This is a genomic window from Streptomyces sp. NPDC019224, assembly GCF_040632605.1.
Taxonomy (GTDB): domain Bacteria; phylum Actinomycetota; class Actinomycetes; order Streptomycetales; family Streptomycetaceae; genus Streptomyces.
This window is the reverse complement of sequence record NZ_JBEYCF010000018.1, coordinates 88,381-104,119: the sequence shown is the minus strand read 5'-3', so window position 1 is coordinate 104,119 and position 15,739 is coordinate 88,381. Positions and strand designations below refer to the sequence as shown.

The window sequence follows — 15,739 nt, the reverse complement described above, 5'->3', positions numbered from 1 at the left end:
AGGGGGGTCAGCCGCGCGGGGCGCGGGCCAGCTGGCGGGACTGGGCGACCAGGCGGTCGGCGCTGTCCCAGACGTCCGCGTCCTCCTCCAGGAAGCCGCCCGCCAGGTTGCGGGTGGTGATGGAGACGCGGAGCGGGCCCGGGGCCGGGCGGCAGCGGACGTGGGTGGTCAGCTCGATGGTCGGGGTCCAGCCCTTGAGCCCCAGCTCGAACGAGGTGGGCGGCAGCGCGTCCACGGTGAGCAGCAGGGAGAACGGGTCGGGGTCGCGGCCGTCGGCCAGCCCGAACCAGCCGCGCATCTCGCCCCTGCCGGACGGCTGCCCGACGGCCCAGCCGATGGTCGCCGGGTCGAGCTTGATGTCGAGCCGCTCGGTGATGGCGGAGCTGCCGGGGATCGGCGCCGGGCCGTCACCCGGGCCCAGGCAGTGCTCGCGGGGCGGGATGGCCGGCGGCTTGGCGGAGGTGCGGACGTCGTCGCTCAGCGCGTCCAGGTCGCCGTAGGTGGCGAGGACGCGGATGCGCTCGACCTCGGTGCCGTCCTCGGCGTACTGGAAGAGGGACGCCTGCCCGGTGGACAGGGTGCGGCCGGTGCGGACGGTCTCGGTGCGGATCAGGGCGGGGCCGGGCACCGACGCGGTCAGGTAGTGGGCGGAGACGGTGAACGGGTCGCCGTGCGGAAGGGCCTCGGCGAGCGCGCGGCCGAGTATCGCCAGCAGATAGCCGCCGTTGACGGCCTGGATGATCGTCCAGCCGGCCGAGAGCTCCGCGTCGTAGACGCCCTCTTCGCGCAGGGTGACGGCGGTGTCCCGGTCGAACTCGCTGTCCCCGATGGTTGCCTGTGCCATGGGCGCACCGTACACCGATTCTATTACTGAGCGGTAGCTTTTTGCTGTGCGGAGTCCGTCACCCCTCGTCCGCCTGCGCGGAGCGCCGGTTGTAGGCGCGCGGGGCCCGCCAGTGGAAGCGGAGTGCCAGCAGCCGCAGGACGAACGCGGCGATCACGGCCGCGCCGCTGGTCAGGGCGTTCAGCGCGTCGAAGCGGATGCAGAGCACGATCACGGTGGCCCCGACGATGGCGGGCACCGCGTACAGGTCCCGGTCCCAGCGCAGCAGCGACGGGACCTCGTTGGCCAGGACGTCCCGCAGCACACCGCCGCCGACCGCCGTCGCCAGGCCGAGGGCCGCCGAGGAGGTGAGGCCGAGGCCGTAGTCGTACGCCTTCACCGTGCCGGTGACGCAGAACAGCCCGAGGCCGGCGGCGTCGAAGACGTTGACCCCGGCCTGGATGCGCTCCACGTGCGGGTGCAGGAAGAAGACCAGCCCCGCGGCGAGCAGCGGGGTCGTGAAGTACCCCAGATCCGTGAAGGCGGCCGGTGGCACCGCACCGATGACCAGGTCGCGGAAGAGCCCTCCGCCCAGCGCGGTCACCTCGGCGAGCACCGCGATGCCGAAGACATCGAAGTTCTTGCGTACGGCGAGCAGGGCGCCCGAGATCGCGAAGACGAAGATCCCGACGATGTCGAGCGCATGCTGGACGGAGGGCGTGAACAGTTCGTTGAGCACCGGGCAATTGTGCCCGTACTACTCTTTCGGGCTGTCCGGCGACGAGTCGGGGGCCTCGGCGGGCGCGTCGGCCGCGGCCGGCTCCGGAGCCTCTGCCTCCGTCTCCGGCGCGCCCCCTTCCGCCTTCGCGGCCGTCACCAGCTCGACCGCTTCCCGCGCCCCCGCCAGGACCTGCTCCCCGGGTGCCTGGTCCGGCGCGTTCTCCGGGTGGTGGCAGGCGACCTGGTGGCCGGTCCTGAGCGCGATGAGCGGCGGCTCCTGCGTCGCGCAGACCTCCGTGGCCTTCCAGCACCGGGTGTGGAACCGGCAGCCGGAGGGCGGCGAGATCGGCGAGGGGACGTCGCCCTTGAGCAGGATGCGCTCGCTCTTCGCACCCCGCCGGCGCGGATCCGGCACCGGCACCGCGGACATCAGCGCCTTGGTGTACGGGTGCATCGGCGCCTCGTACAGCGACGTGCGGTCCGCGAGCTCGACGATCTTGCCGAGGTACATGACCGCGATCCGGTCCGAGACGTGGCGGATCACCGACAGGTCGTGCGCGATGATCACGTACGTCAGACCCAGCTCGGTCTGGAGGTCGTCGAGCAGGTTCACCACCTGGGCCTGGATCGACACGTCCAGCGCGGAGACCGGCTCGTCGGCGACGACCAGTTTGGGACGCAGGGCCAGCGCGCGGGCGATGCCGATGCGCTGACGCTGTCCGCCGGAGAACTCGTGCGGGTAGCGGTTGTAGTGCTCGGGGCTCAGCCCGACCAGCGACAGCAGCTCCTGCACGTGGTTCTTCAGTCCGCCCTCGGGCTCCACGCCCTGGAGCCGGAACGGGGCGCTGACGATCGTGCCGATCGTGTGGCGCGGGTTCAGCGACGAGTACGGGTCCTGGAAGATCATCTGGACATCGCGGCGCATCGGCCGCAGCTGCCCCATGGACAGGTGCGTGATGTCGCGCCCCTCGAACTCGACCTTGCCGCCGGTCGGCTCGATCAGCCGGGTGATGAGCCGGCCCATGGTCGACTTGCCGCAGCCGGACTCGCCGACGACGCCCAGGGTCTCCCCCGGATACACCTCGAAGTCGATGCCGTCGACGGCCTTCACCGCGCCGGACTGCCGCCGCAGCAGGCCCGAGCGGATCGGGAAGTGCTTGACCAGGCCCTCGACCCTGAGCAGCGGCTCGCGCGAGTCGGTGGCCTGCGCCGGGATCTTCGCGTCCTTCTCCAGCACCGGGGCGTCCTTCTTCTCGCTCACGTCGCTCATCTCGCTCGCCTCGCTCACAGCTTCGGCGCAATCTCTTCGGTCCAGATCCGGGTCCGCTCCTCCTGTGCCATGTGGCAGGCGGAGAAGTGGCCGGCACCGACCTGCTCCAGCTCGGGACGCCTGGTGCGGGTGAGGTTGTCCTCAGGGATGTCCGCGTACGGGCAGCGCGGGTTGAAGGCACAGCCGCTCGGGACGTTGATCAGCGACGGGGGCTGGCCCTTGACGGGAATCAGCCGCTCGGTCTGCTCACGGTCGATGCGCGGCATCGAGGTGAGCAGGCCCCAGGTGTACGGGTGCTGGGGCTCGTAGAAGATCTTCTCCGCCGGTCCGCGCTCGACGCACCGGCCGCCGTACATGACCAGCAGATCGTCGGCCATCTCGGCGACGACGCCCAGATCGTGGGTGATCATGATGACGGCGGAGCCGAACTCCTTCTGCAGGTCCCGGATGAGATCCAGGATCTGCGCCTGGACGGTGACGTCCAGGGCAGTGGTCGGCTCGTCGGCGATGAGCAGTTCCGGGTTGTTGACCAGTGCCATCGCGATCATCGCGCGCTGGCGCATGCCGCCGGAGAACTCGTGCGGGTGGGAGTCGACGCGCTTGTGCGGCTCGGGGATGCCGACCCGGTCCAGCATCTCGATCGCCCGGGTGCGGGCGGCCTTCTTGCTGACCTTGTGGTGGACCCGGTAGGCCTCCACGATCTGCCCGCCGACCGTGAAGTACGGGTGCATCGCGGAGAGCGGGTCCTGGAAGATCATGGCCATCTTGCGGCCGCGCAGCTCGCGCACCCGGTTGTCGGACGCTCCGAGCAGCTCCTCGCCGTCCAGCCAGACCTCGCCGGAGATGCGGGCGTTGGCGGCGGTGCGGTGCAGGCCGAGAATGCCGAGCGAGGTGACGGACTTGCCGGAGCCGGACTCGCCGACGATGCCGAGGGTCTGCCCGGGCTTCACGTCAAAGCTGACGCCGTCCACCGACTTGACCAGGCCGTCGTCGGTCCGGAAGTGGATGCGCAGGTCCTTCACGGAGAGGAAGGCCTCGCCGTCGGCGCGCCGGCCGGCCACCGGCCCGCCCGTCGTCCCGGTCTTGGAAACGTCGGTCACGAGAGCCTCACCCTGGGGTCGATGGCGGCGTACACCAGATCCACCAGCAGATTGCAGATGACGATGAAGAAGGCGGCGACGAGCGTCACGCCCATGACGATCGGGAGGTCGTTCTCCTGCACGCTCTTGATCGCGTACTGGCCCAGCCCGGGGAACGAGAACACGGTCTCGGTGATCACCGCGCCGCCGACCAGCAGACCGAAGTCCATGCCGAAGATGGTCACGATGGGGGTGAGAGCGGCCCGCAGCCCGTGCTTCCCGATGACACGGCTCTCGCGCAGGCCCTTGGCGCGTGCGGTGCGGATGTAGTCCTCCCCCATCGTCTCCAGCATCCCGGCTCTGGTGAGGCGGGCGTAGAGCGCGGAGTAGAGGAAGGCGAGCGAGCACCACGGGATGAGCATGTTCCACGCCCAGTCCGGCGGACTGTCAGTGAAGGGTACGTAGGTGATGCCCTCCCACACGGGCCACTGGACAGTGAACACGCCCAGGGCGAGCATGCCGGTGAAGAAGATCGGCAGCGAGACGCCGGCGAGCGCGACGCCCATGAAGAAGCGGTCGAGGATCGAGCCCCGCTTCAGCGCGGAGACGACACCGATCGCCACCCCGCTGATCAGCCAGATCACGGCCGCGCCGATGGCCAGCGAGAAGGTGACCGGGATCCGCGCGGTCAGCTCGGGCCACACCTCCACGTGCCGCTTGAAGGAGTAGCCGAAGCACGGCACACCGCAGTGCGTGGCCTCGGGGCCGAACTGGAAGTCGGCGCCGACGAACAGCTGCTTGAGGAAGTGCCAGTACTGGACGTACAGCGGCTGGTCGAGACCGAGGTTCTGCTTGACCGCGAGGATGGACTGCGGATTGGCGTCCTTGCCCACGTACTGGGCCGCCAACTGGTCCATCGTCTGCCCGGCCAGTCGGGGGACGAGGAAGAAGATCGCGAAGGTGACTGCGCTGACGATCAACAGCAGCAGTACCGCGCCGAAGACGCGTCGGATGATGTACGCAGCCACAGCTATCCGGCGCCGGTACCGGTTCGCCGGGGGTGACCCGAGCGGTCCGACACCGTGCCTTCACCTGCCTTTCGGGACAATTCTGGGGGTCCGGAGGCCGTCCCCGGGCCGCCTGCGCGGCCCGGGGACGGGGCCGTTCCTACTTGGCGGAGCCCATCAGCACGTAGTCGTACATGCCGAGGTAGGCCTGGGTGACCGTGACGTTCGTCGCGGAGGCCGGACGCAGCAGCAGGTTCTTGCGGTAGATCAGCGGCACGGCGGTGGCACCCTCGGCCACGGCCTTGTCGATGTCGCCCCACGCCTTGGCGCGAGCGGCGTCATCGGTGTTGGCGATGCCCTCGTTGAGCATCTTGTTGATCTTGGGGTCGTCCAGCTCCTGGACGTTGTTGCCACCGGACGGCTTGATGGCGGAGCCGTTGATGATCTGGTCCAGGAAGCCGAAGCCGGTCGGCCAGTCGGCGCCCCAGGCGCTCATGATCATGCCGAGCTTGTTGGCGTGCACGTAGCTCGGGTTGCCCGCGAAGTTCTGGAAGTACTTGCCGGCCGGGTAGCTCTTGATCTCGGCGTTGACGCCGATCTTCTTGAGCGACGCCTGCACGGCGGTGACCATGGCCATCTCGGCGGGGCGGTCGGAGCGGGCCGAGATCTTGGTGTCGAAGCCGTTCGGCTTGCCGCACTGCTTCAGCTCGTCCTTGGCCTTCGCCTCGTCGCCCTTGTGGCCGGCGGACTCGTACAGGTCGAACTTGGCGTAGCCGTTGACCGTCGGCGGCAGCAGCGTCGTGGCGACGTCGCCCTTGGGGTCACCGCCCTGTGCGGCCTGGACCGAGGCCTTGTCGATGCCCCACTGCACGGCCTTGCGGCAGTGGATGTTGTCGAACGGCTTCACGTTGACGTTCAGACCGATGTACGAGGTGGCGCCCGCGTACGAGTTGTCGGTCTGCTTCTTCAGGTCCGGCTTGGTGAGGACCTTCGGCTGGGTCGCCGGCGCGACACCGGTGCCCGCGCCGTCGACGGTGATGTTGTCGGCGATCAGGTTGTTGTCGACCGTCTCCTGCTTCACCTTGAAGCGGACCGTCACCTTGTCCGGCAGCGCCGGGCGGATCGTGTCGGTCTTCGGGTCCCACTGGTCGTTACGGACGAGGGTCGCGCCGCGGCCCTCCTCGTACGACTCGAACTTGTACGGGCCCGAGGACACGATCTGCTTCACGTAGTCGGCGCCCTTGTCCTTCACGGCCGGCACGGGGGCCGTCTGCGAGAAGGTCGCCAGGTAGTCGAAGTCCGCGAAGGCGTCCTTCAGCTTGAAGATGATCGTGGAGTCGTCCGGCGTCTCGATGGAGGCGATGCCGTTCGGGTTCTTGTCCTTGTACGGGCCCTTGTACTTGTCGCCGCCGATGAGGTGGGCCTTGAAGTACGTCGGGCCGTTGGACAGGGCCTCCGGCGCGAAGTTGGAGCGCTCGATGGCGTACTTGATGTCCTTCGAGGTGATCGGCGACCCGTCCTCGTACTTGAGGCCCTTCTTCAGGGTGTACGTCCAGGTCTTCGCGTCCGCGCTCGGCTTGCCGAGGCCCTCCGCGAGGTCCGGGACGATCTCCAGGCCCTCCTTGCCGGCGGCCGGCTTGAAGGACGTGAGGGTGCGGCCGTACAGGCGGGCGAAGTTCTGCACCCAGCCGTAGTACGTGTTGCCGGGGTCGAGCGAGTCGGGCTCGTCCGACATCTCCAGCTTGAGGGTGCCGCCCTTCTTGTCCGACTTGTTGACGATCGACGTCAGCGCGGCGTCGGTGGCACCCGAGCCGCTGCCGCCGCTCTTGCCGCCGCCGTTGTCATCCTTGGAGCCGTTGCACGCGGACGCTCCCAGCATCAGGACCACAGCTGTGGCGACCACCGCTGTCGTTTTTCTGGTCTTCACCTGAGGACATTCCCCTCGATCGATGGTTGCCGTGACTTGCCGCCCGCCGCGATGGCGAGCGCCCGGACTCCTACTTGCTACGGGGGTCGAGGGCATCACGCAGCCCGTCTCCCAGCAGGTTGAACGCCAGGACCGTGACGAAGATGGCCACGCCCGGCACGATCATGTACATCGGGTCGTTCTGGTAGAAGTCGATCGCGTTGGTGAGCATCCCGCCCCACGAGGCCTGCGGCGGCGCGATACCGACACCGAGGTAGCTCAGCCCGGCCTCGAAGAGGATGTTCGAGGGAATGAGCAGCGTGGAGTAGACGAGGATGGGCGCCACCAGGTTCGGCAGCAGTTCCCGGAAGAGGATGAAGGGGCCCCGTGCACCCAACGACCTTGCGGCTTCAACGAATTCGCGGTTGCGCAGGCTCATCGTCTGGGCGCGCACGATGCGGCCCATGTACGGCCAGCTGAAGAAGCCGATCACGAAGATGAGGACCGCGATGCGCAGCGGCAGCCCCTCCAGGCCGAACGCCCCGTCCTGCAGCGCCGCCGAGATGGAGATCGCGAAGAGCAGCAGCGGGAAGGCCAGGAAGGTGTCCATCATGCGGCTGATGACGGTGTCCACCCAGCCGCCGTAGAAGCCGGAGACGACGCCGAAGAAGACGCCGATCACCACGGAGAGCAGGGTCGCGCCGACGGCGACGACCAGGGAGACCCAGGAGCCCTCGATGATGCGGGTCATGATGTCGCGGCCGTACTGCGGCTCGACGCCCAGCGGGTGGCTCCAGCTGATGCCGCCCCAGTCGCCCTTGGGCGCGAGCAGCGCGGGGTCGATGAGGTCCTGGTGGAACTCGTTGGGGTCCAGCCCGAAGACGGCCTGGATCGGCTTGGCGAGCACGGCGAGGAGAACCAGCAGGATGACGACGATGCCGCCCGCCACCGCCACCTTGTCGCGCTTGAAGCGCGTCCAGGCGATGCGTCCGAGCGAACGGCCTTCGATCTGGCTCTGCTTGGCCCCCGTGAGTACTGCCTCCGGCTGCGCCTCGGCAGCCGAACCGGTGGTCTCGATCGGTGCGGTCACAGTGCCTTCGACCCCTCCCGCCGGCGGTAACCGGCCCTGTTCGCCGCGGTGACGGCCTGGCGCGTGTCAGCCGCGGCATCGGGTGCGGCTGAAGTGTGCGGTGCGGTGGACGCGTTGACGCGCCCGCGAGGTGTCCGCCGGGGCACCCCGTACAAATACCGGACGGTCCTCACTAGCGGGGAGTCTTCAATGCGGCTGTGATCACCCGCCAGCCCTCACGGGGAATGTTTGCTCAACCGTGATGCGGGCAGCGGGCTTCCGTTATCCGGACAGCCCGGTGGAGTGAGCGGACCGTTCGGCCGCTAATCCACCAGACCGGACATGGCGCCCAACAGGATTGATGGGGTGGTGATTTGGGCAGACGTCAAGGAGGACATGTCCGGCCACGCAGCGCTTTGTCCGTCGCGACGGGCGGGGGAGCGTCTCAGTACGCGTGCGGGGCGGGGCCGGGGGTCCGGGGGTAGCCGTAACCGGGCGCGGCGTGCGCCTCGCGGTCGTAGAAGGGGCGGGAGTTGGCGCGCAGCCACATCGCGACCGGGTCGTACTCGTCGGACATCGCGACCGTGGAGACCGGCAGCCCCTCGGGTACGGCGCCGACGGACTGGCGCATCATGGCCCGCACCGCGTCGACGGCCGGTCCGCTCGTGTCGTACAGGTCGAGGCCGACGGCGAGGTACGGGACGCCGAGCGCGGGCTGCACCCAGGCGCGGCGCAGCGAGCGGACGGCGGGGGTGCGGTGGGCGTTCTGCGCGAGCTGGGCGTAGAACTGCGGGAGCTCGATGGCGGGTTCGCTGATCCGCAGCGGCCCGGCGGGCATCCGGTCGAGGCCGGTGGCAATGCGGCGCAGGTCCAGCCAGGGGATGCCGACGCCGCCGCCGGGGGCGTGCGGATTGAGCCAGATACCCCAGCGGTCGGGGTAGAGGGAGCGGGCGATGTCGAGGCCGGCGACGACCTCGTGGTCCCGGCTCCAGCCACTGGCGGCCAGTTCCTGGGGGGAGGTGACGCACGGGGCGTAGCCGAGGCCCTCGACCTCCATGTTGCCGTACTGGGCGTCGGGGGCGCCGGGGCGGCCGTGCCACAGGAGCATCCAGACCCGGCCGGCCGCCAGGGCCTGGAGCAGCGCCTCGTACGCGTCGTAGCGCCCGGGCGCGACCTGGCGCAGCATGTGCTCGACCTGACCGGCCGCCGCGGTGCCTGACGCGCTCACCCTGGGTCCCGCCCCTCGTAGATCCTCTGTTTCGGCCCGGCGTCCCGGGGCACTCGGTACGGCGCGGTGCCGAACCACCGGCCTTCGGCCACCGGACATCGGCCTTCAGCCATCAAACCAGCTTATGCGGCCGTGCTGTCACTGGCTCGACGCCACGGCCGGCCCGTCATGCCGGGAAGGCGTCGGCCCCCGGCCCGCCGGCGCGGGTGTAGAAGGGCCGCACCCGCTCGCGCATCCAGTCGGCGACCGGGTCCTGCGCCACGTCGAGCAGCACCAGGTTGACCGGCCAGGGGACCTCGACGCGGCCGAGCGCCCGGCCCAGGGCGTTCATGGGGGCGCTCTGCCCGGCGCCCTCCCAGGTGGAGAACTCGACGCCGACGAAGAGGACGGGGTCGCCGCCCTCGATGCTGGCCAGGGCCCTGCGGGCGGTGAGGACGACGCCGCTCTCCTCGAACTCGCCGGCCGCGGCGGCCAGGAAGTCGACGGGCTCCTCCTTCCAGTCCGGCTCGTACAGCCGGACCCGGCCCCCGGTGGCCGGGCCGTCGAGGGGGGTGCGCCCGGCCCGGCACAGCTCGGCGACGGCGGGCGGGGGAAGCGGCATGCCGACGGCGCCGCCCGGGTTGACGGCGATGCCGAGCTGCGGGGGCAGGCCGCGGGCGAACTCGCGTGCGGGGGCGACCGTGAAGGACATGTGGGTGCCGACGCAGGTGAGGAACTGGTGCTCGGAGCTGAAGACGGGGACGTACGCGGCGCCCTCGATCTCCAGCGTGGGCAGGTCGAGGTCCCGGGCGTCGGGCCCGCCGCCGTTCGGCAGGGGCACCCAGACGTGGCTGCGGCCGAGCACCTCCAGCAGGCGGCCGCCCGCCTCCGGGACGCCGAGCGAGGCGCCCAGTACCTCTTCGAGTTCGTTGGCCGGCCAGCCGCCCTGCGGCCGGCTCCCGGCCTGTGCCGGAATGTCCACTGCTTCCCTCTCGCCCCGTTGCCGTGCAGCAAGAGGTTAAGGCCTGTTCCGGCCGTCGCGCCCCCTCGGGGGCGCCTTGTCCCGGGCCCGCGGCCGCTGTCCGCCCTTCGGACGGGCCGCGCTCAGCCGTCGGTCTGTGCGTCTGCGAACGTGATCCGCGCGAGGGAACCGGCCGCCTCGCGGTCCAGCAGCACCGCCGAGGCGCAGCCGCGCGGCAGCAGGCCCGCCTCGGTGTCCCGCAGCAGCTTGCCCACGGCCCTGCGGTGCCGGGCGAAGGCGTACGCGGAGACGCCCCGGCCCCGTTCGCGCTGGCCCTCGCGCGCGGTGCGGGCGGAGACGTCGAGCAGGACCAGGTGCAGGCTCCGGCCGCGTCTGCGGGCCTGGCGGGCGAGCCGGGCGCGGACCCAGCTCTGGGTGCCGCAGTCGTGGACCACCACGGATGCGCCCGAGCGCAGCACCCGCCACAGCCCCCAGTAATGAGCGAGGCGGACGAGCGGCCGGTAGAGGGTGTAGGGGAGTAAACGGGGCATCCGGCGGGCCCAGCGGTCCCGGGTGTCCTGGGAGTCGACGGCGTGCGCCGGGGCGGCGCGGGCGAGCAGGGTCGACTTGCCGCTCCCGGGCAGTCCGGAGACCACCACGATGTCCCCGGCGGCGAACCACAGGACGCGCGGACCGCGCCCGGCCCGGCCGCGCAGGTCCCGGACGAGGGGCGGGCCGGCACCCACCGCCCGCCGGGGCGGCGAGCCCGGCTGCGCGGGCAGCGCGCCGTGTGCGGGCCCCGCGGTCGTCGCGTAGTGCAACGTCATCGCCTCCCCCTGGCCGTACGGCCGACGCGTGCTGTCATACCTACCCCGGAAGTGTAAAGAAAAGGTAATGCGACACAACCGTCCGACCCGCCGGAATCCCGTACGGACCGGGAGCGGTCCCGGCGCCCCGCTCACCCGGAATGCGTGCGATGATGACCCCGCCAACTGCATAAAGGCCGCTTGAATCCGCGCGGGAGAGTTCCGGCCCCCGTGCCGGGCGCCGAAGGAGCAAGATCCTCCCTTGAATCTCTCAGGCCCCGTACCGCGTGGATGAGGCAGATCTGAAAAGCGAGCCGCTTCGCGGCTCCACCCAAGGTGCAAGCCGGACCCCCCGGGGGCTTTCGGCGAACCTCTCAGGTTCCGATGACAGATGGGGAGGGATCGTCCTCGTCACCGTCATGCCCTGGGAGCCCCGTCCATGAGCACCACCCCCCGTCTCACCGCCCTCGACGCGTTGCACCGCTCGCTGGGCGCCACGATGACCGACTTCGCGGGCTGGGACATGCCGCTGCGTTACGCCAGCGAGCGCGAGGAGCACAACGCCGTCCGCACGAAGGCCGGCCTCTTCGACCTCTCCCACATGGGTGAGATCACCGTCACCGGCGTCCAGGCCGTGGACCTGCTGAACTACGCGCTGGTCGGCAACATCGGCACCGTCTCGACGGGCCGCGCCCGCTACACGATGATCTGCGCCGAGGACGGCGGCATCCTGGACGACCTGATCGTCTACCGCCTCCAGGAGACGGAGTACATGGTCGTCGCCAACGCAGGCAACGCCCAGCTCGTCCTCGACACGCTCACCGAGCGCGCCGCCGGCTTCGACGCCGAGGTGCGCGACGACCGCGACGCCTACGCGCTGCTCGCCGTCCAGGGCCCCGAGTCCCCGGCGATCCTCGCGGCCGTGACCGACGCCGACCTGGACGGCCTGAAGTACTACGCCGGGCTGCCCGGCACGGTCGCGGGGGTGCCCGCGCTGATCGCCCGTACCGGCTACACCGGCGAGGACGGCTTCGAGCTGTTCGTCGCGCCCGGCCACGCCGAGCGGCTGTGGAAGGCGCTCACCGAGGCGGGCGCCCCGCACGGCCTGATCCCGTGCGGGCTCTCCTGCCGTGACACGCTGCGCCTGGAGGCGGGCATGCCGCTGTACGGGCACGAGCTGACCACCTCGCTGACCCCGTTCGACGCCGGGCTCGGCCGGGTCGTGAAGTTCGAGAAGGAGGGCGACTTCGTCGGCCGCAAGGCCCTCCAGGCCGCCGCCGAGCGCGCCGAGACCGCCCCGCCCCGCAAGCTCGTCGGCCTGGTGGCCGAGGGCCGCCGGGTGCCGCGCGCCGGGTTCCCGGTCGTCGCGGACGGCCAGGTCATCGGCGAGGTCACCTCGGGCGCGCCCTCCCCGACGCTGGGCAAGCCGATCGCCATGGCGTACGTCGACGCGGCGCACGCCGAGCCGGGCACCGCGGGCGTCGGCGTCGACATCCGGGGCAGCCACGAGCCGTACGAGGTCGTGGCGCTCCCGTTCTACAAGCGGCAGAAGTAGAACCGTAGGACCGGCGGGCACCGCGTACGTGACGCGGTCCCGTCTCACACCGTAAGACCACCGTTCATCAGCACTCCCCCGCGTACAGGAGAATTCAGGTCATGAGCAACCCCCAGCAGCTGCAGTACAGCAAGGAGCACGAGTGGCTGTCGGCCGTCGAGGACGGCGTGTCCACGGTCGGCATCACGGAGCACGCGGCCAACGCGCTCGGTGACGTCGTCTTCGCCCAGCTCCCCGAGGTCGGCGACCAGGTGACCGCGGGCGAGACCTGTGGCGAGCTGGAGTCGACCAAGTCGGTCAGCGACCTGTACTCGCCGGTGACCGGTGAGGTCACGGCCTTCAACCAGGACGTCGTCGACGACCCGTCGCTGGTGAACTCCGCTCCTTTCGAAGGCGGCTGGCTGTTCAAGGTACGCGTCACGGAGGAGCCGAAGGACCTGCTCTCCGCCGACGAGTACACCGAGTTCTCCGGCAACTAAAGACCCCAAGGGACCACCTGATGTCGCTTCTCAACTCCTCCCTCCACGAGCTGGACCCGGACGTCGCCGCCGCCGTCGACGCCGAGCTCCTGCGCCAGCAGTCCACGCTCGAAATGATCGCCTCCGAGAACTTCGCTCCCGTCGCCGTCATGGAGGCGCAGGGCTCCGTCCTGACCAACAAGTACGCCGAGGGTTACCCCGGCCGCCGTTACTACGGCGGCTGCGAGCACGTCGACGTGGTCGAGCAGATCGCCATCGACCGGATCAAGGCGCTCTTCGGCGCCGAGGCCGCGAACGTCCAGCCGCACTCCGGTGCGCAGGCCAACGCCGCCGCGATGTTCGCGCTGCTGAAGCCGGGCGACACGATCATGGGCCTGAACCTGGCGCACGGCGGTCACCTGACCCACGGCATGAAGATCAACTTCTCCGGCAAGCTCTACAACGTGGTCCCGTACCACGTGGACGACACCGGTGTCGTGGACATGGCCGAGGTCGAGCGCCTGGCCAAGGAGTCCAAGCCGCAGCTGATCGTCGCCGGCTGGTCCGCGTACCCGCGTCAGCTGGACTTCGCCGCCTTCCGCCGCATCGCGGACGAGGTCGGCGCGTACCTGATGGTCGACATGGCGCACTTCGCCGGTCTGGTCGCCGCGGGCCTGCACCCCAACCCGGTGCCGCACGCCCACGTCGTCACCACCACCACGCACAAGACCCTCGGCGGTCCGCGCGGCGGTGTGATCCTCTCCACCCAGGAGCTCGCCAAGAAGATCAACTCGGCGGTCTTCCCGGGTCAGCAGGGCGGTCCGCTGGAGCACGTGATCGCGGCCAAGGCGGTCTCGTTCAAGGTCGCGGCGGGCGAGGAGTTCAAGGAGCGCCAGCAGCGCACCCTGGAGGGCGCCCGCATCCTGGCCGAGCGCCTGGTGCAGCCGGACGTCACCGAGGCCGGCGTCTCCGTGCTGTCCGGCGGCACGGATGTGCACCTGGTCCTGGTGGACCTGCGCAACTCCGAGCTGGACGGCCGGCAGGCCGAGGACCGGCTCCACGAGCTCGGCATCACGGTCAACCGGAACGCCATCCCCAACGACCCGCGCCCGCCGATGGTCACCTCCGGCCTCCGGATCGGCACCCCGGCCCTGGCCACCCGCGGCTTCGGCGCCGAGGACTTCACCGAGGTCGCCGAGATCATCGCCTCGGCCCTCAAGCCGTCCTACGACGCGGACGACCTGAAGGCCCGGGTCTCGAAGCTGGCCGAGAAGTTCCCGCTGTACCCCGGCCTGAAGTAGCCGGACCGGCGCATTTGCGTCTCCGGGAGGGGCACCGCGCACACTGAACAGTGAGCGCGGTGCCCCCTCCCTTGTCCTCCGCTTTGTCTCTTGCTCTCCGGGCGGCCCCGCCCGTACCGCATCACCCGGCAGACAACGGCGTCTACCAACCCTTAGGAGTCACCCCGTGGCCATCTCGGTCTTCGACCTGTTCTCGATCGGCATCGGCCCGTCCAGCTCCCATACGGTCGGCCCCATGCGCGCGGCCCGTATGTTCGCGCGCCGGCTGAAGAACGAGGGCCTGCTCGCCCACACCGCCTCGATACGCGCCGAGCTGTACGGTTCCCTCGGCGCCACCGGCCACGGCCACGGCACCCCCAAGGCGGTCCTGCTCGGCCTGGAGGGCGAGTCCCCCCGTACGGTCGACGTCGAAACGGCGGACGACCGGGTCGAGGCGATCCGCTCCACCGGCCGGATCAATCTCCTCGGCATGCACGAGATCGCGTTCGACTTCGACGAGCAGCTGGTCCTGCACCGCCGCAAGGCGCTGCCGTACCACGCCAACGGCATGACCGTCCTCGCGTACGACCACGAGGGCGCCCTGCTCCTGGAGAAGACGTACTACTCGGTCGGCGGCGGCTTCGTCGTGGACGAGGACGCCGTGGGCGAGGACCGGATCGTGCTCGACGACACGGTCCTGAAGCACCCCTTCCGCACCGGCGACGAGCTGCTGCGCCTGGCCCGCGAGACCGGCCTGTCGATCTCCTCGCTGATGCTGGAGAACGAGCGCGCCTGGCGCACCGAGGAGGAGATCCGCTCCGGGCTCCTGGACATCTGGCGGGCCATGCAGGCGTGCGTCTCGCGCGGCATGTCCCGCGAGGGCATCCTGCCCGGCGGCCTCAGGGTCCACCGCCGCGCCGCCAAGACCGCCCGCCAGCTGCGCGCGGAGGGCGATCCGCAGGCGCACGCCATGGAGTGGATCACCCTCTACGCGATGGCGGTCAACGAGGAGAACGCGGCGGGCGGCCGCGTGGTCACCGCCCCGACCAACGGCGCGGCCGGCATCATCCCGGCCGTCCTGCACTACTACATGAACTTCGCGGCGGGCGGCGCGACCGAGGCGGAGAAGGACGACAGCATCGTCCGCTTCCTGCTGGCGGCGGGCGCGATCGGCATGCTGTTCAAGGAGAACGCCTCCATCTCCGGCGCCGAGGTCGGCTGCCAGGGCGAGGTCGGCTCCGCCTGCTCCATGGCCGCGGGCGCCCTTGCCGAGGTCCTGGGCGGCACCCCCGAGCAGGTGGAGAACGCCGCCGAGATCGGCATGGAGCACAACCTGGGCCTGACCTGCGACCCGGTCGGCGGCCTCGTCCAGATCCCGTGCATCGAGCGCAACGGCATGGCCGCCGTGAAGGCCGTCACCGCGGCGAAGATGGCGCTGCGCGGCGACGGCAGCCACAAGGTCTCCCTCGACAAGGTCATCAAGACCATGAAGGAGACCGGCGCGGACATGAGCGTGAAGTACAAGGAGACGGCCCGGGGCGGGCTGGCGGTGAACATCATCGAGTGCTGAGGTTCTAGGCCCTGACCAGCGCGTTTAC

14 protein-coding genes and 1 riboswitch are annotated in these 15,739 nt (G+C 70.3%); of the genes, 4 read left to right on the top strand and 10 right to left on the bottom strand.

Annotated features, from left to right (window positions below; all coding sequences use genetic code 11):
- Positions 1–7: 7 nt before the first annotated feature.
- From ABZ564_RS14665 to ABZ564_RS14620, 10 genes are all read right to left on the bottom strand, one after another.
- Positions 8–844, bottom strand: coding sequence for a thioesterase family protein (locus ABZ564_RS14665; RefSeq protein WP_360855122.1), 837 nt, complete (start codon positions 842–844; stop codon positions 8–10).
- 58 nt (positions 845–902) lie between these two features.
- Entirely contained in the window at positions 903–1,562 is a 660-nt protein-coding gene (locus ABZ564_RS14660; RefSeq protein ID WP_360855119.1) for a trimeric intracellular cation channel family protein, read from the bottom strand.
- Positions 1,563–1,580: 18 nt separating this feature from the next.
- Positions 1,581–2,813 (bottom strand): dipeptide ABC transporter ATP-binding protein, encoded by a 1,233-nt coding sequence (locus ABZ564_RS14655; protein ID WP_360855117.1) that lies wholly within the window; start codon positions 2,811–2,813, stop codon positions 1,581–1,583.
- A 14-nt stretch (positions 2,814–2,827) separates the two neighbouring features.
- Positions 2,828–3,874, bottom strand: a complete 1,047-nt coding sequence (locus tag ABZ564_RS14650) for an ABC transporter ATP-binding protein (protein ID WP_360855213.1) — start codon at positions 3,872–3,874, stop codon at positions 2,828–2,830.
- 35 nt (positions 3,875–3,909) lie between these two features.
- Positions 3,910–4,920: an ABC transporter permease gene (locus tag ABZ564_RS14645; protein ID WP_360855115.1), complete on the bottom strand. Its 1,011-nt coding sequence runs from the start codon at positions 4,918–4,920 to the stop codon at positions 3,910–3,912.
- 139 nt (positions 4,921–5,059) lie between these two features.
- Positions 5,060–6,826 (bottom strand): ABC transporter substrate-binding protein, encoded by a 1,767-nt coding sequence (locus tag ABZ564_RS14640; protein WP_360855113.1) that lies wholly within the window; start codon positions 6,824–6,826, stop codon positions 5,060–5,062.
- 70 nt (positions 6,827–6,896) lie between these two features.
- Positions 6,897–7,895 carry an ABC transporter permease gene (locus tag ABZ564_RS14635; protein WP_360855110.1) on the bottom strand — a complete coding sequence of 333 codons (999 nt, stop codon included), beginning with the start codon at positions 7,893–7,895 and terminating at the stop codon, positions 6,897–6,899.
- A 424-nt stretch (positions 7,896–8,319) separates the two neighbouring features.
- A complete protein-coding gene (locus tag ABZ564_RS14630; protein WP_360855107.1) occupies positions 8,320–9,102 on the bottom strand; it encodes an enhanced serine sensitivity protein SseB C-terminal domain-containing protein in 783 nt (260 codons plus the stop codon).
- Positions 9,103–9,268: 166 nt separating this feature from the next.
- Entirely contained in the window at positions 9,269–10,063 is a 795-nt protein-coding gene (locus tag ABZ564_RS14625) for an enhanced serine sensitivity protein SseB (RefSeq protein ID WP_360855104.1), read from the bottom strand.
- Between the two features lie 122 nt (positions 10,064–10,185).
- On the bottom strand, positions 10,186–10,869 hold the full coding sequence (locus tag ABZ564_RS14620; protein WP_360855101.1) for an AAA family ATPase: 684 nt from the start codon (positions 10,867–10,869) through the stop codon (positions 10,186–10,188).
- 181 nt (positions 10,870–11,050) lie between these two features.
- Positions 11,051–11,144, top strand: a riboswitch (glycine riboswitch).
- Positions 11,145–11,287: 143 nt separating this feature from the next.
- Between ABZ564_RS14620 and gcvT the strand changes: the two genes are divergently transcribed.
- From gcvT to ABZ564_RS14600, 4 genes are all read left to right on the top strand, one after another.
- Positions 11,288–12,403, top strand: a complete 1,116-nt coding sequence (gene gcvT / locus ABZ564_RS14615) for a glycine cleavage system aminomethyltransferase GcvT (RefSeq protein WP_360855098.1) — start codon at positions 11,288–11,290, stop codon at positions 12,401–12,403.
- 101 nt (positions 12,404–12,504) lie between these two features.
- Positions 12,505–12,882 carry a glycine cleavage system protein GcvH gene (gene gcvH / locus ABZ564_RS14610; protein WP_360855096.1) on the top strand — a complete coding sequence of 126 codons (378 nt, stop codon included), beginning with the start codon at positions 12,505–12,507 and terminating at the stop codon, positions 12,880–12,882.
- Positions 12,883–12,902: 20 nt separating this feature from the next.
- A complete protein-coding gene (gene glyA / locus ABZ564_RS14605) occupies positions 12,903–14,162 on the top strand; it encodes a serine hydroxymethyltransferase (RefSeq protein ID WP_360855093.1) in 1,260 nt (419 codons plus the stop codon).
- A 166-nt stretch (positions 14,163–14,328) separates the two neighbouring features.
- The gene (locus ABZ564_RS14600; RefSeq protein WP_360855090.1) at positions 14,329–15,711 is read left to right on the top strand and encodes an L-serine ammonia-lyase; all 1,383 of its coding nucleotides are present in this window, start codon (positions 14,329–14,331) and stop codon (positions 15,709–15,711) included.
- The last annotated feature ends 28 nt before the right edge of the window (positions 15,712–15,739 follow it).

Coding starts and splice junctions, on each gene's coding strand:
- gcvT (WP_360855098.1), top strand. CDS start 11,288: ATGAGCACCACCCCCCGTCTCACCGCCCTCGACGCGTTGCACCGCTCG.
- gcvH (WP_360855096.1), top strand. CDS start 12,505: ATGAGCAACCCCCAGCAGCTGCAGTACAGCAAGGAGCACGAGTGGCTG.
- ABZ564_RS14655 (WP_360855117.1), bottom strand. CDS start 2,813: ATGAGCGACGTGAGCGAGAAGAAGGACGCCCCGGTGCTGGAGAAGGAC.
- glyA (WP_360855093.1), top strand. CDS start 12,903: ATGTCGCTTCTCAACTCCTCCCTCCACGAGCTGGACCCGGACGTCGCC.
- ABZ564_RS14620 (WP_360855101.1), bottom strand. CDS start 10,869: ATGACGTTGCACTACGCGACGACCGCGGGGCCCGCACACGGCGCGCTG.
- ABZ564_RS14665 (WP_360855122.1), bottom strand. CDS start 844: ATGGCACAGGCAACCATCGGGGACAGCGAGTTCGACCGGGACACCGCC.